Source organism: Pseudomonas fluorescens (genome assembly GCF_001623525.1).
Classification (GTDB): Bacteria; Pseudomonadota; Gammaproteobacteria; order Pseudomonadales; family Pseudomonadaceae; genus Aquipseudomonas; species Aquipseudomonas fluorescens_Q.
Genome location: NZ_CP015225.1, coordinates 3,886,609 through 3,906,331 on the forward strand (window position 1 = coordinate 3,886,609; position 19,723 = coordinate 3,906,331).

17 protein-coding genes are annotated in these 19,723 nt (G+C 59.6%); 3 read left to right on the forward strand and 14 right to left on the reverse strand.

Annotated elements, in window-relative coordinates:
• The 5 genes from tpiA to rlmE form a co-directional block, all read right to left on the reverse strand.
• A complete protein-coding gene (gene tpiA, locus TK06_RS16775) occupies nt 1–756 on the reverse strand; it encodes a triose-phosphate isomerase (protein WP_063322982.1) in 756 nt (251 codons plus the stop codon).
• Between the two features lie 66 nt (nt 757–822).
• Nucleotides 823–2,160, reverse strand: a complete 1,338-nt coding sequence (gene glmM, locus TK06_RS16780; protein WP_063322983.1) for a phosphoglucosamine mutase — start codon at nt 2,158–2,160, stop codon at nt 823–825.
• 16 nt (nt 2,161–2,176) lie between these two features.
• On the reverse strand, nt 2,177–3,028 hold the full coding sequence (folP, locus tag TK06_RS16785) for a dihydropteroate synthase (RefSeq protein ID WP_063322984.1): 852 nt from the start codon (nt 3,026–3,028) through the stop codon (nt 2,177–2,179).
• Between the two features lie 8 nt (nt 3,029–3,036).
• Nucleotides 3,037–4,947: an ATP-dependent zinc metalloprotease FtsH gene (gene ftsH, locus TK06_RS16790; RefSeq protein ID WP_063322985.1), complete on the reverse strand. Its 1,911-nt coding sequence runs from the start codon at nt 4,945–4,947 to the stop codon at nt 3,037–3,039.
• A gap of 192 nt (nt 4,948–5,139) precedes the next feature.
• Nucleotides 5,140–5,790, reverse strand: a complete 651-nt coding sequence (gene rlmE / locus TK06_RS16795; protein ID WP_063322986.1) for a 23S rRNA (uridine(2552)-2'-O)-methyltransferase RlmE — start codon at nt 5,788–5,790, stop codon at nt 5,140–5,142.
• 106 nt (nt 5,791–5,896) lie between these two features.
• Between rlmE and TK06_RS16800 the strand changes: the two genes are divergently transcribed.
• On the forward strand, nt 5,897–6,205 hold the full coding sequence (locus tag TK06_RS16800) for a YhbY family RNA-binding protein (protein WP_003197704.1): 309 nt from the start codon (nt 5,897–5,899) through the stop codon (nt 6,203–6,205).
• Between the two features lie 10 nt (nt 6,206–6,215).
• On the opposite strand, the gene TK06_RS16805 is transcribed toward TK06_RS16800, so the two are convergent.
• From TK06_RS16805 to grpE, 8 genes are all read right to left on the reverse strand, one after another.
• Nucleotides 6,216–6,620: a hypothetical protein gene (locus TK06_RS16805; RefSeq protein WP_063322987.1), complete on the reverse strand. Its 405-nt coding sequence runs from the start codon at nt 6,618–6,620 to the stop codon at nt 6,216–6,218.
• Nucleotides 6,621–6,648: 28 nt separating this feature from the next.
• Nucleotides 6,649–7,125, reverse strand: a complete 477-nt coding sequence (gene greA, locus TK06_RS16810; protein WP_027911987.1) for a transcription elongation factor GreA — start codon at nt 7,123–7,125, stop codon at nt 6,649–6,651.
• A gap of 2 nt (nt 7,126–7,127) precedes the next feature.
• On the reverse strand, nt 7,128–10,349 hold the full coding sequence (gene carB, locus TK06_RS16815) for a carbamoyl-phosphate synthase large subunit (RefSeq protein WP_063322988.1): 3,222 nt from the start codon (nt 10,347–10,349) through the stop codon (nt 7,128–7,130).
• A gap of 105 nt (nt 10,350–10,454) precedes the next feature.
• Nucleotides 10,455–11,591 (reverse strand): glutamine-hydrolyzing carbamoyl-phosphate synthase small subunit, encoded by a 1,137-nt coding sequence (gene carA / locus TK06_RS16820; protein WP_063322989.1) that lies wholly within the window; start codon nt 11,589–11,591, stop codon nt 10,455–10,457.
• Nucleotides 11,592–11,846: 255 nt separating this feature from the next.
• A complete protein-coding gene (gene dapB, locus TK06_RS16825) occupies nt 11,847–12,653 on the reverse strand; it encodes a 4-hydroxy-tetrahydrodipicolinate reductase (protein WP_003197696.1) in 807 nt (268 codons plus the stop codon).
• Between the two features lie 9 nt (nt 12,654–12,662).
• The gene (gene dnaJ, locus TK06_RS16830; RefSeq protein ID WP_003197693.1) at nt 12,663–13,787 is read right to left on the reverse strand and encodes a molecular chaperone DnaJ; all 1,125 of its coding nucleotides are present in this window, start codon (nt 13,785–13,787) and stop codon (nt 12,663–12,665) included.
• Nucleotides 13,788–14,109: 322 nt separating this feature from the next.
• Nucleotides 14,110–16,026 (reverse strand): molecular chaperone DnaK, encoded by a 1,917-nt coding sequence (gene dnaK, locus TK06_RS16835; protein ID WP_014336568.1) that lies wholly within the window; start codon nt 16,024–16,026, stop codon nt 14,110–14,112.
• 101 nt (nt 16,027–16,127) lie between these two features.
• Nucleotides 16,128–16,694: a nucleotide exchange factor GrpE gene (gene grpE, locus TK06_RS16840; RefSeq protein ID WP_013692249.1), complete on the reverse strand. Its 567-nt coding sequence runs from the start codon at nt 16,692–16,694 to the stop codon at nt 16,128–16,130.
• A gap of 241 nt (nt 16,695–16,935) precedes the next feature.
• On the opposite strand from grpE, the gene recN reads away from it, so the two are divergent.
• Nucleotides 16,936–18,609, forward strand: coding sequence for a DNA repair protein RecN (recN, locus tag TK06_RS16845; RefSeq protein ID WP_063322990.1), 1,674 nt, complete (start codon nt 16,936–16,938; stop codon nt 18,607–18,609).
• A 77-nt stretch (nt 18,610–18,686) separates the two neighbouring features.
• On the opposite strand, the gene fur is transcribed toward recN, so the two are convergent.
• Nucleotides 18,687–19,091 (reverse strand): ferric iron uptake transcriptional regulator, encoded by a 405-nt coding sequence (gene fur / locus TK06_RS16850; RefSeq protein ID WP_003197684.1) that lies wholly within the window; start codon nt 19,089–19,091, stop codon nt 18,687–18,689.
• A 97-nt stretch (nt 19,092–19,188) separates the two neighbouring features.
• Between fur and TK06_RS16855 the strand changes: the two genes are divergently transcribed.
• Entirely contained in the window at nt 19,189–19,716 is a 528-nt protein-coding gene (locus TK06_RS16855) for an outer membrane protein assembly factor BamE (protein ID WP_063322991.1), read from the forward strand.
• Nucleotides 19,717–19,723 lie beyond the last annotated feature (7 nt).

Sequence of the window (19,723 nt, forward strand, 5' to 3'; positions counted from 1 at the left end):
TCAGTTTCCCGCGGCGCGACAGATCGCACCGAACTCATCTGCATTCAGGGACGCTCCACCAATGAGCCCCCCATCGATATCCGGCATGCCGAACAGTTCGGCCGCATTGGCCGCCTTCACGCTGCCGCCGTATAGAAGCCGCACACCTCGTGCCACTTCAGAATTCTCTGCCGCCAACTGCGCGCGAATGGCGGCGTGCACATCCTGCGCCTGTTGCGGCGAAGCCGTCAGCCCGGTGCCAATGGCCCAGACCGGCTCGTAGGCAATGACTGCCTTTGCAAAAGCATCGACACCCAGCTCTTCGATGATGCCACCCAGCTGACGCCCGACAACTTCAAGAGTCTTTCCGGCCTCGCGCTGCTCCCGGGTTTCCCCTACACACAGCACCGGGATCAGACCACAGGCCTGGGCCGCAGAAAATTTGCGAATCAGGGCCTTATCCTGCTCGCCCATGATCTGGCGACGCTCGGAATGTCCAATCAGGACCAGAGAACAACCCGCATCCACCAACTGACTCGGCGCAATCTCACCGGTCAACGCACCCTGCATGGATTCCACCGCAGAGTTCTGCGCGCCGACCGAAATCGACTTACCTTTCAAGCCATCAACCACTTGATTGATATACAAGCAAGGCGGGAACACCGCGACATCAACACCGCTAGGCAAGGCCAGATGACGAAGGCCCTTGATCAGCTCAGCGACGCTGGCGCGGGTACCGTGCATCTTCCAGTTACCAGCTACCATAGGGCGACGCATGCTGTACCTCGTCGGTCAAAGTGGGCGCAGATGTTACCCAACCGATTCATGACTGGCAAGCCGAATTCAGGCAGAAACTTCAGTAACCAGTTTTGCCAGCTCTTCGGCATAACCGCGAACTTGCGCTTCATCCTCTCCTTCGACCATGACGCGCACCAAAGGCTCTGTGCCGGACTTGCGCAACAACACGCGCCCACGCCCCGCCATCGCCTGCGTCACATGCTCACTGGCCTGCTTGACCTTCGCATGCTCGAGAGGATTCACGCCGCCACCGAAACGCACGTTGATCAACACTTGCGGACATTTGCGCAATGCCTGGCGCGACTGTGCGAGCCCTTCGTTACGCGCCTTGAGCGCCATCAGCACCTGCAAGGCTGCAATGATCGCATCACCCGTGGTGGTATGGTCGAAGCATACGATGTGGCCGGAGTTCTCACCCCCGATCACCCAGTTGCGCTCCAGCAGCTCCGAGATCACGTAGCGGTCACCCACGTTAGCCCGCACGAACGGGATATCCAGGTCCGCCAGGGCCAGCTCAAGCCCGAGGTTGCTCATCAACGTACCGACCACGCCGCCCTGCAGCTTGCCGCGTCCATGCAGGTCACGGGCAATGATGAACAGCAGCTCGTCACCATCGACAACCGTGCCGGTGTGATCGACCATCAGGACCCTATCGCCGTCGCCATCGAAGGCGATCCCGAGATCAGCCTGTTCAGCCAGCACCGCAGCCTGCAACGCCTCGGTATGGGTGGAACCACAGTTGTGGTTGATGTTCAGGCCATTGGGCTGGGCGGAAAGCACCACCACCTCGGCGCCCAACTCGCGAAAGACGCTCGGCGCAACTTTATAGGTTGCCCCATGGGCGCAATCGACGACGATTTTCAGGCCGGAAAAACTGGTACCGGTCGGCACACTGCCTTTGCAGAACTCGATGTAACGACCCGACGCATCGTTGATCCGCGACACTTTGCCGATTTTGCTCGACTCAACCACAGTCATCGGCGTGTCCAGCAGCTCTTCGATCATCAGCTCGATATCATCCGGCAGCTTGGTACCCTGGCCGGAGAAGAACTTGATGCCGTTGTCATCATGAGGGTTGTGCGAGGCGCTGATCACGATGCCTGCCTGGGCCTGGAACGTACGCGTCAGGTAGGCAATGGCTGGCGTCGGCATCGGGCCCAGCAGCATCACATCGGCGCCCGCCGATGTCAGGCCGGCTTCAAGTGCCGATTCGAACATGTAGCCGGAAATTCGCGTGTCCTTGCCGACCAGCACCTTGCACGCGCCCATTTTGCGAAATGCCATGCCGGCCGCCCAGCCGAGCTTGAGCATGAAATCAGGGGTAATAGGGTATTCGCCGACCCGACCACGAATACCGTCGGTGCCAAAGTATTTCTTGCTCATAAGTGCTCCGTCATTCTTATTCGGCTGAATCCACAGCTGCGATCATCCGCACGACATCCATCGTTTCGGCTACATCATGCACGCGCAATATGCGCGCACCTTTGGCAAGGGCCAAGGCCGCAAGGGCGAGACCGCCATATAGGCGCTCACCCACCGGGCGGCCCAAGGCATTGCCTATCATGCTCTTTCGCGAGACCCCAACCAACAGGGGCCGCCCCAGGGAATGCAAGGCTTCCATATGCTTGAACAAGCTCAGGTTGTGAGCCAGGGTCTTGGCAAAGCCGAACCCGGGGTCAAGAATGATCCGCTCGGCGGGAATGCCCGCGGCGGCGCACCGATCCAGACGCTCCACCAGGAACTCACCTACCTCCCTGGTCACATCATCATAGTGCGGGTCATTCTGCATGGTCCCCGGCTCGCCAAGCATATGCATCAGGCACACCGGCAATCCGGTGGCCGCCGCCGCGTCCAGGGCACCATCGCGCCGCAAGGACCGAACATCATTGATCAGGCCCGCCCCCAGCCGCGCAGTCTCACGCATGACCGCAGGCGTGGACGTATCGACCGAGATAATGACATCAAGTTCGCGATGGATGCGCTCGACAATCGGCGCCACTCGCTCCAGCTCTTCAGTAGGCGAGACCGCACGTGCGCCCGGCCGGGTCGATTCACCACCCACATCGATCAGCGTTGCGCCCTCAGCCACCATGGCCTCGGCATGTCGCAGCGCAGCATCGAGCTGGCTGAATCGACCACCATCGGAAAAGGAATCAGGCGTGACATTGAGAATACCCATGACATGCGCATGGGCCAAATCAAGAACCCGGTTGCCGCAAGGCAACCGGGTCGAGGACTGAACAGAAGTCATTTCAAGCCTTAGACATCAGCGGCCGGACCGCCAATCGGTGTTTCCGGACGCTCACCCTGTACTGCCGGGGGTGTACCGGAGGTGCCAGTACCACCCGACCAGCCACGAGGCTCGCGAGGTACGCGACCCGCCATGATGTCGTCGATCTGCTCGGCATCGATGGTTTCGTACTTCATCAGGGCATCGGCCATGGCATCGAGCTTGTCACGGTTGTCCGTGAGAATCTGCCGGGCTGTGCCGTAGCACTGGTCGATGATGCTGCGCACTTCGGAATCGATCAGCTTGGCCGTTTCGCCAGAGAAGCTTGCATGCTGGCCACTGCCACCACGACCGAGGAACACTTCCCCTTCTTCTTCGGCATACATCAGCGGCCCCAGCTTCTCGGACAGGCCCCACTTGGTGACCATGTTCCGAGCGATCTGACTGGCGCGCATGATGTCGTTGGATGCCCCGGTGGTCACGCCATCGAAGCCCAACGTCATCTCTTCAGCGATACGACCGCCGTACAACGAACAGATCTGACTGATCAATGCACGCTTGGACAGGCTGTAGCGATCCTCTTCCGGCAGGAACATGGTCACGCCCAGGGCGCGACCGCGCGGAATGATCGAGACCTTGTAGACCGGATCGTGCTCGGGCACGACACGACCGACGATCGCGTGACCCGCCTCGTGATACGCGGTGTTCTGCTTTTCTTTCTCCGACATGACCATGGATTTGCGCTCAGCGCCCATCATGATCTTGTCCTTGGCCAGTTCGAATTCCTTCATTTCCACGACGCGCTTGCCGGTACGAGCGGCGAACAGCGACGCCTCGTTGACCAGGTTCGCCAGGTCGGCACCGGAAAAGCCCGGCGTACCACGCGCGATGACGGCCGGAGCGACGTCGTCACCCATTGGCACCTTGCGCATATGGACCTTGAGGATCTGCTCGCGACCACGAATGTCCGGCAGCCCCACCACGACCTGGCGGTCGAAGCGACCTGGACGCAACAGCGCGGGGTCGAGCACGTCAGGACGGTTGGTGGCGGCAATCACGATGATGCCGTCGTTCATTTCGAAACCGTCCATCTCGACCAGCAACTGGTTGAGGGTCTGTTCACGCTCATCGTGACCGCCACCCATGCCGGCGCCACGATGGCGACCAACGGCGTCGATCTCGTCGATGAAGATGATGCACGGCGCGTGTTTCTTGGCCTGTTCGAACATGTCGCGAACACGACTGGCGCCCACGCCGACGAACATTTCGACGAAGTCGGAACCGGAAATCGTGAAGAACGGCACCTTGGCTTCACCGGCGATCGCCTTGGCCAGCAAGGTTTTACCCGTACCCGGTGGACCCACCATCAGTACGCCGCGCGGGATACGACCGCCCAGGCGTTGGAACTTGCCCGGATCACGCAGGAACTCGACCAGCTCGCCGACTTCTTCCTTGGCTTCATCGCAACCCGCGACGTCGGCCAGGGTGGTTTTCACCTGGTCTTCGGAAAGCAGCCGGGCCTTGCTCTTGCCAAAGCTCATCGGCCCGCCCTTGCCTCCGCCGCCGCCCTGCATCTGCCGCATGAAGAACATGAACACGGCGATGATCACCAGGATCGGGAAGCTGGCGACCAGGAGCTGGGTCCAGATGCTTTGCTGCTCAGGCTGCTTGCCTTCGACCACGACATGGTTGTCCACCAGGTCGCCGATCAGGCCATTGTCCTGGATTGCCGGACGAATGGTCTTGAAGCTGTCGCCATCGGTGCGCTTACCGGTAATCACATAGCCATCAACGGCTACGCGCTCGACCTTGCCATCCTTGACCTGCTGGATGAAGTCGGAATAGTTGAGGGTCTGCGGCTCGTTAGGGCTGGAGAAGTTGTTCATCACGGTCACAAGGACAGCGGCGATGATCAACCACAGGATCAGATTCTTTGCCATATCGTTCAATTAACTACCCTCTGAAGCAAGCTCCGCTACTGGCGCGCGCTTCGCATGATATTCACCGGCCTAACTTACTACATTACCTACGACTCTGGCAGGCGCCGTCTGTAACCCTTTGTGAAACTTTGGCCGGGTAATTTTCGTTACACGGCTTTTTCAACGCGAGACAAAAAAAACTATCGCCTTCTATCAAAGACGCTCATCACTGGCCGCACCTTCAACACCACGAAAGCCCCGCGCCAGCAGATACTGCTCGCGAGAACGGTCACGGGATGACAATGGCTTGCGCATCTGCACCTTGTCGAACAATTTGCGGATGCCCTTGTGGTATTCGTCGAAGCCTTCACCCTGGAAGACCTTGATCAAAAAATCACCACCTGGACGCAAAACCCGCCCGGCAAGATCCAGGGCCAGCTCGCTGAGGAACATTGCACGAGGCATGTCGACAGCCGACAATCCACTCATATTGGGGGCCATATCGGAAATCACAAGGTCAACCTGCGTATTTCCGACGGCTTCCAGGATTTTCGCCAACACGGCGTCTTCCGTGAAATCGCCCTGGATAAAGGTCACATCAGGGATGCTGTCCATTTCCAGGATATCGGAAGCGATCAAGCGGCCCTGACCGCCAATCAGACGACTGGTCACCTGGGACCAACCGCCCGGTGCCGCGCCGAGATCGATCACGGTCATGCCTGGACGGATCAGGCGATCCTTTTCCTGGATCTCCAGCAATTTATAGCTGGCGCGAGAGCGATAGCCGTCTTTTTGCGCCATTTTGACGTACGGATCGTTGAAATGCTCTCTGAGCCAGTTCTGGCTAGTCTTGGAACGGGCCACGGGCCACCTCTAAAAATAAAACGGGTCGTGATTAAGTGGGCGGTCCCGGACTTGCTCGGGTAAACTGGCCGCCGCTTTTTACAAGATCAGACGCAGGGGTCAGATTATGCCGCTCACTCAAGAGCAGAAGAAACAATACAAATCCATTGGCCACCATCTGAAACCGGTTTTGACTGTGGCTGACAACGGTTTGACTGAAGGTGTACTCGCCGAACTGGAGCGCGCCTTAAGCGATCACGAGCTGATCAAGATCAAGCTCAACATCCTCGACCGCGAAGCCCGCCTGGCTGCCGTTGCCGAACTGTGCAAGACCGGCAAGGCCGACCTGGTGCAGGTCATCGGCAAGATGGCGCTGATTTATCGCAAGAATTTCAGCGTCAACAAGCAACTGTCGAACGTTCACCGCTTCAAGTGATGCCAAAGGGTCAAGGGTGTGCCTCGCACACCCTGCCACTCCACCCGGGAACCGGCTGCAACACCAGCACCAACCCGGAAAAACCCAGCACCAGGTAACTGAATGCCTGCCACTGGCTCGCATCCGGCCAGCCGAGACGCACCGCGAAGAACATCCCGCACGCGTACAACGACATGAGCAACAATTGCCCACGAATGTCGCGCCATAGACTGGCAAGGCCCTCGGCCTGAACCAGCACCAAAGCCTGAAATATTACGCACGCCGCAGAGAAACCCACCAGCAGCGCCGTCAGCATGCCTGCGATTTCATCGATGAGCAGCGGTGCCAGGCCGACTCGACCCAGCACCGGCAGCAAACCGACATGCAACAACCAGACGCCGCCCACCCACAACATCTGGGTGAGCTGCCAGATCATGGCGCCCGCTCGCAGCGGGCGCCTTCGTTCAGATGTGACGGACTTCGACAATCTCATACTCGATGACACCACCCGGCGTCTTCACCACCACCACATCGCCCTCTTCCTTGGCAATCAAGGCGCGAGCGATGGGCGAACCAACGGAAATCTTGCCGAGCTTGATGTCTGCCTCGTCCTCACCAACGATCTGGTAAGTGACGCTTTCATCGGTCTCGACGTTGGCGATTTCCACGGTAGTGCCAAAGATCACCTTGCCGGTGTGCGGGATCGTCGTAACATCGATGATCACCGCATTCTGCATGCGACCTTCGATATCACGGACACGCGCCTCGACCATCCCCTGCTCCTCTCGGGCAGCGTGGTATTCGGCGTTTTCCTTGAGATCGCCCAGCTCACGCGCTTCACCAATAGCCTGGCTCAAGCGCGGGCGCTCGACCTTGGTCAGGAAAGCGTGTTCTTCTTCCAGGGCCTTCGCGCCCTGAACTGTCATCGGGTACTTGGTTATGCTCATGCCTTCAATCCTGCATGTAGATCCTGCAAGCGACGCACGGTCTTCTCGGGACCGAACTTGAGCGCTTCGCAGATCGCTTCGCCCGCAGCAATGGTCGTGGTGCAGTAGATCTTGTGCTGCAGCGCATTGCGACGAATGGAGTAGGAATCGGCGATCGACTGGCGACCTTCGGTGGTGTTGATGATCAGCGTGACTTCGTCATTCTTGATCATGTCGACCACGTGCGGACGCCCCTCGGTCACCTTGTTCACGCGGCGCACTTTCAGGCCTGCCGCTTCGATCAGCCTGGCAGTACCGGCAGTGGCAACCACTTCGAAGCCCAAGTTGATCAGATCACGGGCTACGCCTGCAACCAGTGGCTTGTCGTCATCACGCACGCTGATGAACGCCGTGCCGCCAGTCGGCAACACTTCGCTGGCACCCATCTGGGCCTTGGCGAAGGCTTCACCGAAGGTATCGCCCACGCCCATCACTTCACCGGTGGACTTCATCTCAGGGCCGAGGATCGGGTCGACGCCAGGGAATTTGGCGAACGGGAACACCGCCTCTTTCACGCTGTAGAAGTTCGGAATGATTTCCTTGGTGAAATTCAGTTCCTTCAGGGTTTTGCCCGCCATGACCCGTGCAGCGATCATCGCCAGGGAAACACCGATGCACTTGGAGACGAATGGCACGGTCCGGGAAGCGCGCGGGTTGACTTCGATGACGTAGATGTCTTCGCCCTGCAGGGCCAGTTGCACGTTCATCAGACCGACAACGCCCAGCTCCAGGGCCATTTTCTTGACCTGCTCGCGCATCTCGTCCTGGATGTGCGCCGGCAGCGAGTAAGGCGGCAGCGAGCAAGCGGAGTCACCGGAGTGAACACCGGCTTGTTCGATGTGCTGCATGATCGCGCCAATCACCACATCCTTGCCGTCGCTGACCGCGTCCACGTCCATTTCGATGGCGCAGTTGAGGAAGTGATCCAGCAGCACCGGGCTGTCGTTGGACACCTGGACCGCTTCACGCAGGTAGCGCTTGAGCTCGTCTTCTTGATAGACGATTTCCATCGCACGGCCGCCCAGCACATAGGACGGACGCACCACCAGCGGGTAACCGATCTTGGCCGCGGCACGAATCGCTTCGTCTTCGCTGCGCACGGTGGCGTTTGGCGGCTGGCGCAGGTTCAGGCGCTCGACCATCTGCTGGAAGCGCTCACGGTCTTCGGCGCGGTCGATCGCATCCGGGCTGGTACCGATGATCGGCACACCCGCGGCTTCAAGGGCGCGCGCCAGTTTCAGCGGAGTCTGGCCGCCGTACTGGACGATCACGCCTTTTGGCTTCTCGACGCGGACGATTTCCAGCACGTCTTCCAGGGTCACTGGCTCGAAGTACAGGCGATCGGAGGTGTCGTAATCGGTGGACACGGTTTCCGGGTTGCAGTTGACCATGATGGTCTCGTAACCGTCGTCGCGCAGGGCCAATGCCGCGTGTACGCAGCAGTAGTCGAACTCGATGCCCTGGCCGATCCGGTTAGGACCGCCACCCAGGATCATGATCTTGTCGCGGGTCGATGGCGCAGCTTCGCACTCTTCTTCGTACGTGGAGTACAGGTAGGCGGTGTCGGTGGCGAACTCGGCCGCGCAGGTGTCGACGCGCTTGTAGACCGGGAACACTTCCAGCTTGTGGCGATGCGCGCGCAAGCTCTTCTCGGTCACACCCAGCAGCTTGGCCAGGCGCATGTCGGAGAAGCCTTTGCGCTTGAGGCGGAACATGGTGTCGCGGTCGATGCTGGACATGCCCAGGGTCTTGACCTTCTCTTCTTCCTTGATCAGATCTTCGATCTGTACCAGGAACCAAGGGTCGATCATGTTCATGCCGAAGATCTGCTCGACGGTCATGCCGGCACGGAAGGCATCGGCCACGTACCAGATACGCTCGGCGCCCGGCACGGTCAGCTCGCGCTTGAGCACGCTCATGCTTTCCGGGTCGGCCAGGTCCAGCTTCGGATCAAGACCGCAGACGCCCACTTCCAGGCCGCGAAGGGCTTTCTGCAAGGACTCCTGGAAAGTCCGGCCAATGGCCATGACTTCACCGACCGACTTCATTTGAGTCGTCAGGCGGGCATCGGCCTTGGCGAACTTCTCGAAGGCGAAGCGTGGCAGCTTGGTGACGACGTAGTCGATGGACGGTTCGAAGGACGCCGGGGTCTTGCCGCCGGTGATGTCGTTCGACAGCTCGTCCAGGGTGTAGCCCACGGCCAGCTTGGCAGCGACCTTGGCAATCGGGAAACCGGTGGCCTTGGAAGCCAGGGCCGACGAACGGGATACCCGCGGGTTCATCTCGATGACCACCATGCGACCGGTGTTCGGGCAGATGCCGAACTGGACGTTGGAGCCGCCGGTTTCCACGCCGATCTCGCGCAGTACCGCCAGGGAGGCGTTACGCAGGATCTGGTATTCCTTGTCGGTCAAGGTCTGGGCTGGTGCGACGGTGATCGAGTCACCGGTGTGCACGCCCATCGGGTCGAAGTTTTCGATGGAGCAGACGATGATGCAGTTGTCCTTTTTGTCGCGGACAACTTCCATTTCATATTCTTTCCAACCGATCAGGGATTCGTCGATCAGCAGTTCCTTGGTCGGCGACAAGTCGAGACCACGGGCGCAGATTTCTTCGAACTCTTCACGGTTGTAGGCGATGCCGCCACCGGTGCCGCCCATGGTGAAGGACGGACGGATGATGCACGGGAAGCCAAGGCGCTCCAGGACGGCGTTGGCCTCTTCCATGCTGTGGGCGATGCCCGAGCGTGGGCAGTCCAGGCCGATGGACTTCATCGCCTTGTCGAAGCGCGAACGGTCTTCAGCCTTGTCGATGGTGTCGGCGTTGGCGCCGATCATTTCCACACCGAACTTCTCCAGGACGCCTTCGCGCTCCAGGTCCAGGGCGCAGTTCAGCGCGGTCTGGCCACCCATGGTCGGCAGCAGCGCGTCCGGGCGTTCCTTCTCGATGATCTTGGCAACGGTTTGCCACTTGATCGGCTCGATGTAGGTGGCGTCGGCCATGGCCGGGTCGGTCATGATGGTGGCCGGGTTGGAGTTCACCAGGATGACGCGGTAACCCTCTTCGCGCAGGGCTTTACAGGCCTGGGCGCCGGAGTAGTCGAATTCGCAGGCCTGGCCGATCACGATCGGGCCAGCGCCGAGAATCAGGATGCTTTTTATGTCTGTACGTTTTGGCATGGGTTTGTCACTCAAATCCGCAGGTCAGTCGGCTAGGCCGTCGAACAATCTTTGAAGCGCCCGAAGGGGCCGCCGCGCTCGGGGCCGCCCTCGGGCTTCTCGCGGTCAGCGTCGCTTGGCCATCTCGCTGATGAAGCGATCGAACAGCGGGGCCACATCGTTCGGGCCCGGGCTCGCTTCAGGGTGGCCCTGGAAGCTGAACGCGCTCTTGTCGGTGCGCTCGATACCTTGCAGCGTGCCGTCGAACAGCGACTTGTGAATCGCGCGCACATTGGCCGGCAGAGTGGCTTCGTCCACCGCGAAACCGTGGTTCTGGCTGGTGATCATCACCACGCCGGTATCCAAGTCCTGCACAGGGTGGTTGGCACCGTGGTGGCCGTGGCCCATCTTCAAGGTCTTGGCGCCCGAAGCCAGAGCCAGCAGTTGGTGACCGAGGCAGATACCGAATACCGGAATCTCGGTTTCCAGCACGTCCTTGATCGCCTGGATCGCATAGTCGCAAGGCTCCGGGTCACCCGGGCCGTTGGACAGGAACACACCGTCGGGCTTGAGGGCCAGGACGTCGGCGGCCGGGGTCTGGGCCGGCACCACGGTGACGCGGCAACCACGCTCGACCAGCATGCGCAGGATGTTCAGCTTGACGCCGTAATCGTAGGCCACGACGTGGTAAGGCAGCTCGGAAGCCTCGATCGTCGCGTGACTGTCGGTCTTCAGGTCCCAGACCGTGGAGCGCCATTCGTACTGTTTCTTGGTGCTGACGACTTTCGCCAGGTCCATGCCCTTGAGGCCAGGGAAGCCCTGGGCAGCGGCGATGGCGGCTTCTTCGGAAATGTTGTCGCCGGCCATGATGCAGCCGTTTTGCGCGCCTTTTTCCCGAAGGATGCGGGTCAGGCGACGGGTGTCGATACCGGCGATCGCCACGACGTTGTTGGCTTTCAGGTAATCGGACAGGGACATCGTGTTACGCCAGTTGCTCGCTACCAGCGGCAAGTCACGGATGACCAGGCCGGCGGACCAGACACGATCAGACTCGGCGTCTTCCGGTGTAGTGCCGGTGTTGCCGATGTGCGGGTAAGTCAGAGTAACGATTTGTTGGGCGTAGGAAGGATCGGTAAGAATTTCCTGATAGCCGGTCATTGCGGTGTTAAACACCACCTCACCAACGGTCTGACCGTCGGCTCCAATGGCTTCGCCGCGAAAAATGCTGCCATCAGCAAGGGCGAGTATGGCTGGCTTAGTCAAGAAGACCTCCCGTAAATAAAGCCTGAAAGGGCGATCGCAGGTTGTAAAAAAGCGGAGTGACGTATGGACACGTCACCCCGCTTGTTCACTGAATTATTCTGCGCGCTTTTAGTGGACACACTAAAGCTGTAGCTTACAGAAAAAGGCTTTTTTGGTCCACCGCTAATGAGCCTTGAAGGCAGGGGGTTGCGACAGGCCGTCGCGAAGCGGTGTAAAACGGGGCTCAGTATAACCTGAACCCCGCCCCCAGGGGCATCAACGCAGGTCGAGAACGTCCTGCATGTCGTACAAACCAGGCTCGCGGCCATCCAGCCACAGCGCCGCGCGAACGGCACCCTTGGCGAAAGTCATCCGGCTCGATGCCTTGTGGGTGATCTCCAGGCGCTCGCCTTCAGTGGCGAACAGCACGGTGTGGTCGCCCACCACATCACCGCCGCGCACAGTGGCGAAACCGATGGTGCTGCGCTCACGAGCACCGGTGTGCCCCTGACGCCCATACACTGCCACTTCCTGCAGATCACGACCCAACGCATCAGCAATCACCTCACCCATGCGCAAGGCCGTTCCCGAAGGCGCGTCGATCTTGTGCCGGTGATGCGCCTCGATGATTTCGATATCCGCATCGTCACCCAAGACCCGGGCCGCCATGTCCAGCAGCTTCAGCGACAGATTCACACCCACGCTGAAGTTCGCGGCAAACACGATCGGAATGTCCTTGCCCGCATCGGCCAGCAATTGCTTTTGCGCAGCATCCAGCCCCGTCGTACCGATCACCATGGCCTTGCCGTGCTTGCGGCAGATCGCCAGGTTTTTCAGCATCACTTCCGGCAAGGTGAAATCAATCAGTACATCGAACTCGTCGAGCACTTTCTCCAGGCCGCCGGACATCGGCACGCCAATACGCCCCAGTGAGGCCAACTCGCCCGCATCGGCGCCTACCAGCGTGCTGTCGGGCCGCACGATGGCCGCTGTCAGGCCGGAGAGCGGCGAGCGCTGCTGCACCGCCTCGACCAGCGCCTTGCCCATGCGCCCCGCAGCGCCCATCACAGCTATACGTCGCATGCGAACTCCTTACAGGTCGCCGAAGAAGCGTTTTACACCTTCGAACCAACCAGTGGTTTTCGGGGAGTGACTGTTGTCATCCGCCAGCGAGTTGCGGAATTCTTCCAACAGCTCACGCTGACGCCGCCCCAGGTTGACCGGAGTCTCCACCGCTACGCGGCACATCAGGTCGCCTGCACCTCCGCCACGCACTGGCGCGACGCCTTTGCCACGGATCCGGAACTGCTTGCCGGTCTGCGTGCCCTCGGGGATTTTCAGCTTGACGCGACCGTCGAGGGTCGGGATCTCAAGCTCACCACCCAAGGCCGCATCGACGAAGCTGATCGGCACTTCGCAGAACAGGTGCTTGCCGTCGCGCTGGAAAATCGCATGCTCGCGCACATTGATGACCACATACAGATCACCAGTCGGGCCGCCCTGGGCACCTGCCTCGCCTTCGCCGGACAGGCGAATGCGGTCACCGGTGTCGACACCGGCCGGCACTTTGACCGACAGCGTCTTGTACTCTTCGACACGCCCTTCACCATGGCAGGAGTCGCACGGATCGGAAATGATCTTGCCTTGGCCATGGCAACGCGGGCAGGTCTGCTGCACCGAGAAAAAGCCCTGCTGCATGCGAACCTGGCCGATACCGCCACAGGTCGGGCACGTAACGGGCGAGGAGCCCTTCTTGGCGCCCGAGCCATCGCATGGCTTGCAATTGACCAGCGTTGGAACACGGATATTGACGGTAGTACCGCGCACCGCTTCTTCCAGGTTCAACTCCAACGTGTAGCGCAAATCGCTGCCACGCTGAGCGCCGCCACGGGCACCGCCGCGACCGCCACCGAAGAAATCGCTGAACACATCACCGAAAATATCGGAAAAGTTCTGACCGCCGAAACCGGCACCGCCGCCACCCATGCTTGGGTCGACGCCGGCATGACCGTACTGATCGTAAGCCGCGCGCTTGCTCGAATCGGACAGCACTTCGTAGGCCTCGTTGGCCTCCTTGAACATCTCTTCCGACGCTTTGTCGCCGGGATTACGGTCCGGGTGGTGCTTCATCGCCAGGCGACGATAGGCCTTTTTCAGGTCCGCCTCGCTGGCCCCCCGCTCGACACCCAATACTTCGTAAAAGTCACGCTTTGCCATTAGTCTTTGCACTCTTATAGGACGTCCGGCAAACCTCTCCTGAACCTTGCCAAACTCGTTGAGCCCCAATACAGGCCCGGACCCAACTCACGTCGATTCAACGATCCTGGTCTTAAGTTTTTCAGCCAGGGACCCGGCCAAAACGCGGTGTCCGCCGCTCGGAAAGCAGGAGCATTCCCGATCACACCGCCAGCATCCGAGCGCTGTCGCATGCTGTAAAAATTCATTGGCTCCAGACACGCCAACGCGGGAGCAAGCTCCCGCGCGGCGACATCCTACCAGCCACCGCACAAATGCAGTCAACCGGCCGACCAACAAGCGATTACTTGTGGTCTTTCACTTCTTCGAACTCGGCGTCAACGACGTCGTCGGCTTTCTCGGCCGATTCGCCCTGCGCAGCCGCGCCTTCTGCAGGCTGAGCCTGTTCGGCGTACATTTTCTGAGCCACTGGCGCAGAGACCTTGGACAGCTCTTCGATCTTCGCTTCGATGGCGGCCTTGTCGTCGCCTTTGACGGCAGCCTCCAGGGCAACCACGGCCGCTTCGATGGCGGTTTTCTCTTCCGCGGTCACTTTTTCGCCAGCATCAGCGATCATTTTGCGAGTCGAGTGCACCAAGGCATCGCCCTGGTTACGAGCGCTGGCCAGTTCTTCGAACTTGCGGTCTTCCTCGGCGTTGACTTCAGCATCGCGAACCATCTGCTGAATTTCTTCCTCGGACAGACCGGAGTTGGCCTTGATCACGATCGACTGAGTCTTGCCGGTAGCCTTGTCTTTCGCGCCGACGTGCAGGATGCCGTTGGCGTCGATGTCGAAGGTCACTTCGATTTGTGGCACGCCACGTGGTGCTGGTGGAATCTCGGCCAGGTCGAACTTGCCCAGGGACTTGTTCTGTGCGGCTTGCTTACGCTCACCTTGCAGCACGTGAATGGTCACTGCGCCCTGGTTGTCGTCGGCAGTCGAGAACACCTGGGATTTCTTGGTAGGAATCGTGGTGTTTTTCTCGATCAGCGCAGTCATTACGCCGCCCATGGTTTCGATACCCAGAGTCAGCGGGCTGACGTCGAGCAGCAGAACGTCTTTCACGTCACCAGCCAATACCGCGCCCTGGATAGCAGCACCCATGGCAACAGCTTCGTCAGGGTTGACGTCTTTACGTGCTTCTTTACCGAAGAAATCGGTCACCAACTTCTGAACCAGTGGCATACGGGTCTGACCGCCAACCAGGATCACGTCGTTGATCGAACCAACGTCGATACCGGCGTCTTTCATCGCGATGCGGCAAGGTTCGATGGTGCGCTGAACCAGGTCTTCCACCAGCGCTTCGAGCTTGGCGCGGGAGATTTTTACGTTCAGGTGCTTAGGACCGGTGGCGTCTGCGGTGATGTACGGCAGGTTCACGTCGGTCGACTGGCTCGACGACAGTTCGATCTTGGCTTTTTCAGCGGCTTCTTTCAGGCGCTGCATGGCCAGCGGGTCACCCTTGAGGTTCATGCCGCTTTCTTTCTTGAACTCGTCGACGAGGTAGTCGATCAGGCGGATGTCGAAGTCTTCACCACCGAGGAAGGTGTCACCGTTGGTTGCCAATACTTCGAACTGATGCTCGCCGTCGACTTCAGCGATCTCGATCACGGAAACGTCGAAGGTACCGCCACCCAGGTCGTAAACGATCACGGTGTGATCGCCCTTGGCCTTGTCCATACCGTAGGCCAGAGCGGCCGCAGTCGGTTCGTTGATGATACGTTTTACGTCCAGGCCCGCGATGCGGCCGGCGTCTTTGGTCGCCTGGCGCTGGCTGTCGTTGAAATAGGCAGGCACAGTAATGACCGCCTCAGTCACCGCTTCGCCGAGGTAATCTTCGGCGGTTTTCTTCATTTTCTTGAGGATTTCAGCCGAGATCTGTGGCGGCGCCATTTTCTGGCCGTTCACTTCAACCCAGGCGTCGCCGTTGTCAGCCTTGGCGATTTTGTAAGGCACCATCTTGATGTCTTTCTGGACGACTTCTTCGTCGAACTTGCGACCGATCAGACGCTTCACCGCGTACAGGGTGTTATGCGGATTGGTCACTGCCTGACGCTTGGCCGATTGGCCAACCAGAATCTCGCCATCATTGGCGTAAGCGATGATAGACGGCGTAGTACGCGCGCCTTCAGCGTTTTCGATGACTTTGGCCTTGCCGTTTTCCAGCACGGAGACGCACGAGTTGGTGGTCCCCAGGTCGATACCGATAATCTTGCCCATGTTAACTCTCCCGGAACTTGGATTTTGTTGCCGCAGCAGTGGTGGCTAACTGCGGTAGCACTTAAACGCTTGACATATAGATGGGGCCGCTAAGACCGATTTCAAGCCTGCTCATCAATAGAAGGCGAAACCGGCGCTGGCGTCTTGCTGACCACGACCATGGCCGGACGCAGCAGGCGCCCATTGAGCAGATAGCCCTTCTGGAAAACCTTCAGCACACTGTTTGGCTCGACGTCGGCACTTTCCTGCATCGCCATGGCCTGGTGGTGCTCGGCGTTGAAGGGTTCGCCATGGGGATCAAGGGTTTCGAGCTGATAACGCTTGAGGGTGTCCTGGAACATCTTCAGGGTCAGCTCGATGCCTTCGCGCATCGGACGAATGTTTTCGTCATCCGGGTTGGACAGTTCCAGGCCACGCTCCAGGCTGTCGATGATCGGCAGCAGGTCGCCGGCGAAACGCTCCAGGGCGAATTTATGAGCCTTTTCTACATCTTGCTCGGCGCGACGGCGGACATTCTGCAGGTCGGCGGCTACACGCAACGCCTGATCCTGCGCACCGGCCAGTTGCTCCTCGAGCACTTGTACACGTGCCGCCAGGTCTTCACCGGAATCCTGGGAAGCCTGATTGGCGTCTAGATTTTGCGTGTCCTGCGTCTGTTCGTCAGCCATAGATTTCTCCTCTCAACTTCGTCCGCGAGCTCAACTCGCGCTTCTGCCCCGGTATATGGGGTCGGGTTTTGCAGCTTCAAGGCCCATCTGACGAATTAACCTTACAAAAAACAGCTGCATAACCATTCCCCGCCGCGCTAAGAAAATCATTTATCCAAGCAAATCGAGCTAAGCGAAGGCATTGTCAGGCCAAAACAAAACACTGTATAAATAACCAGACCTAAAGCCTGGGAGCGGCCTTATGCTGGTGCACCTGTCCGTACACAACTATGCCATCGTCGAACACCTCGACCTCGAACTTGATCGAGGCATGAGTGTGATCACCGGTGAAACCGGCGCAGGCAAGTCGATCATGCTCGATGCCCTGGGCCTGACGCTGGGCGACCGCGCCGACAGTGGCGTAGTGCGCCCCGGAGCGGACAAGGCCGACATCCTGGCGACGTTCGACCTGGTCGACATCCCCGAGGCCAGCGCCTGGCTGGCCGAACGCGACCTGGACACCGACGGCCTGTGCATCCTGCGCCGGGTCATCACCGCTGAAGGCCGCTCCCGCGGCTACATCAACGGCACGCCCTGCCCCTTGGGCGACCTCAAGGCCCTCGGCGAGCTGCTGATCGACATTCACAGCCAGCATGAACACCAATCCCTGCTCAAGACCGACACCCATCGCCGCTTGCTGGATGAATACGCCGGCGCCACCGACCTGGCCCGACAGGTCCAACTGGCGGCCCAACGCTGGCGCCAAACCCGGCAGGAACTGGATCGACTCTCCAACTCCGGCGACGAACAGCGCGCCCGTCACCAGTTGTTGAGCTATCAGCTCGAAGAGCTGGAGAACCTGGCCCTGGGTGAAAATGAACTGGCAGAGCTGGAGCAGGAACACAAGAACCTGACCAACGCCGAAACCCTGCTGGGCATTTGCCGGCAAGTGGTCGAACAATGCAGCGAGAGCGATTCGGGCAATGTGCTCAATGCGCTGACAGCGAGCTTGAACCGACTCTCCAGCGTGAACAATTCGGTGGGCGCCCTGAACGAAGCGACGAACCTGCTGACGAGCGCGCAGATCCAGGTCGAAGAAGCCGTCGGGGAGCTGAATCGGTTCCTCGATCATTTCGATGCCGACCCGGCCCGCCTGCAGTACCTGGAAGAGCGCCTGGACACCATCTATACGCTGGCGCGCAAGCACCGCATCCAGCCGGCCGACGTTGCCGAACTCCAGCAGCGGCTGCTGGAAGAGCTGGAAACCCTGAACGCCAACGATGAATCCATCGAGCGCCTGGGGGACGAACTGGCTTCTTATGCCCGTCATTACCAGGAAAAGGCCAAGGAGCTCAGTGAACTGCGGCAGCACGCCGCAACAGGGCTGGCCAGCGCCGTGGAGCAGGAGATCCAGCGCCTGGGCATGCCCGGCGGGCGCTTCACCATCGAATTGCGCCCCAACGCTGGGGACGAGCTCCAGCCCAACGGGCTGGAGCAAGTGGAACTGCTGGTCAGCGCCAACCCCGGGCAACCGCTCAAGGCGCTGGCCAAAGTCGCATCCGGCGGCGAACTGTCACGAATCAGCCTGGCCATCCAGGTCATCACCGCGCAGACCTCTCGCGTGCCGACGCTGGTATTCGACGAAGTGGACGTGGGCATCGGTGGCCCAACCGCGGAAATTGTCGGCCAGTTGCTGCGCCGACTGGGGGAACGCGGCCAGGTACTGACGGTGACTCACCTGCCCCAGGTCGCCGCCCAGGGACACCAGCATCTATTTGTGCATAAGGTACGCGGCGAGGATGCCACTCGCACCGCCGTGTCCAAGCTCAACAAAAACGAGCGCGTAGAAGAAGTGGCGCGAATGCTCGGGGGCATCGACCTCACCAAGGAATCCCTGGCCCACGCGAAAAAAATGGTCGTTACCGCGAAAATCTGAGAACGGCAGAAAGCACGAAGGCGACCCTGAGGTCGCCTTCGTTCGTTTCGCGAACCGTAATAGTCCGCGCGACATGCTTACTTTTTCTTGCGTACGTACAGCACAAGATTGTGATCAACCATCTCGAAGCCATACTTGTCGACGATTGCTTTCTGCAGCCGCTCGATTTCTTCGTCGAAGAATTCGATCACTTCACTGGTCTCGACGTTGACCATATGGTCGTGATGCTTGCCGTCGTCCAGCTCGAAGACCGCATGGCCTCCGTCGAAGTTGTGCCGCACCACCAAGCCAGCTGCCTCGAACTGGGTCAGAACACGGTAAACCGTGGCCAGACCGACGTCCTCACCAGCCTCCATAAGCGCCTTATAGACATCTTCAGCACTCATGTGGCGTTGCTCGGCGGAATCGAGCATTTGTAGAATCTTGACCCGTGGCAGGGTCACTTTGAGGCCGGCTTTGCGTAGTTCGCTATTTTCAACCATGGTCAGCTTTCTCGCGATGCTGCTTCGCAGCTTCTCTTAATGCGGGTATGATCGGCGTTTACGTTGTCCCAGCCAAGATAGTGGAAGTCGCCCACCGATGCAAAACACCAAGCTCTTGCTAACCAGTTTCACCTTTGTGGGACTGCTCGCACTCGCCGGTTGTTCATTCCCCGGGGTTTACAAAATCGACATCCAGCAGGGCAATGTCGTCACGCAGGACATGATAGACCAGTTGCGCCCGGGAATGACCCGCCGGCAAGTACGGTTTATCATGGGCAACCCCCTGCTGACCGACACGTTCCATGCCGATCGCTGGGATTACCTATACAGCTTGCAGCCAGGCGGCGGTGAGCGCCAGCAGGAACGCATCAGCGTTATCTTCAGCCCCAACGACCAACTCGTCAGCCTGTCAGGCGATTTCATGCCTGGCGTAAGCCGTGACGAAGCCATCTTGGGCAAGGACAGCGACAACACCGTTACCGACCCGACCCAGAAGACCGAACAGCCAAAACCGGAAAAACCGGCCAAGCCAGGTTCGTTGCTGGACCAGATCCAGAAGGATGTGGACAAAGTCGAGACCGTACCAGTCCCGACGCCAGAGCCCCTGGATACATCGCCACAATAAATGGCGG

Coding starts and splice junctions, on each gene's coding strand:
- folP (WP_063322984.1), bottom strand. CDS start 3,028: ATGACTTCTGTTCAGTCCTCGACCCGGTTGCCTTGCGGCAACCGGGTT.
- carB (WP_063322988.1), bottom strand. CDS start 10,349: ATGCCAAAACGTACAGACATAAAAAGCATCCTGATTCTCGGCGCTGGC.
- TK06_RS16800 (WP_003197704.1), top strand. CDS start 5,897: ATGCCGCTCACTCAAGAGCAGAAGAAACAATACAAATCCATTGGCCAC.
- grpE (WP_013692249.1), bottom strand. CDS start 16,694: ATGGCTGACGAACAGACGCAGGACACGCAAAATCTAGACGCCAATCAG.
- fur (WP_003197684.1), bottom strand. CDS start 19,091: ATGGTTGAAAATAGCGAACTACGCAAAGCCGGCCTCAAAGTGACCCTG.
- glmM (WP_063322983.1), bottom strand. CDS start 2,160: ATGAGCAAGAAATACTTTGGCACCGACGGTATTCGTGGTCGGGTCGGC.
- dnaJ (WP_003197693.1), bottom strand. CDS start 13,787: ATGGCAAAGCGTGACTTTTACGAAGTATTGGGTGTCGAGCGGGGGGCC.
- tpiA (WP_063322982.1), bottom strand. CDS start 756: ATGCGTCGCCCTATGGTAGCTGGTAACTGGAAGATGCACGGTACCCGC.
- dapB (WP_003197696.1), bottom strand. CDS start 12,653: ATGCGACGTATAGCTGTGATGGGCGCTGCGGGGCGCATGGGCAAGGCG.
- TK06_RS16805 (WP_063322987.1), bottom strand. CDS start 6,620: ATGATCTGGCAGCTCACCCAGATGTTGTGGGTGGGCGGCGTCTGGTTG.
- dnaK (WP_014336568.1), bottom strand. CDS start 16,026: ATGGGCAAGATTATCGGTATCGACCTGGGGACCACCAACTCGTGCGTC.
- recN (WP_063322990.1), top strand. CDS start 16,936: ATGCTGGTGCACCTGTCCGTACACAACTATGCCATCGTCGAACACCTC.
- TK06_RS16855 (WP_063322991.1), top strand. CDS start 19,189: ATGCAAAACACCAAGCTCTTGCTAACCAGTTTCACCTTTGTGGGACTG.
- ftsH (WP_063322985.1), bottom strand. CDS start 4,947: ATGGCAAAGAATCTGATCCTGTGGTTGATCATCGCCGCTGTCCTTGTG.